General features: G+C 47.2%; 1 pseudogene. It reads right to left on the bottom strand.

The annotated features are described in order from the left end of the window. Positions 1-233, bottom strand: a pseudogene (locus LKX83_RS32980) (methyl-accepting chemotaxis protein); the annotation flags it as partial.

Raw genomic sequence — 233 nt, forward strand, 5'->3', positions numbered from 1 at the left:
TTTGTTCTTCGGCTGATGCTGCGACCTCTTGCGTTAATTCCGCCGTTTGTTCTGAGATGTGGGCGATTCGATTGACGGCCGCTGTCATTTTATTTTTCTTTCCATCCATCTGTTTAACGGTGCTCGTAACATCTTTTACATGCGCGAAGACTTCCTCCGCTGCTTGGAGTATATCTTCGAAAGAATCCGAGGCACTGTCTACCATAGCGATGCCTTGCTTCACTTCCGTATTG

Origin of the sequence: Cohnella baijiui (genome assembly GCF_020731285.1) — a bacterium.
In the GTDB taxonomy this organism is placed as follows: Bacteria; Bacillota; Bacilli; order Paenibacillales; family Paenibacillaceae; genus Cohnella.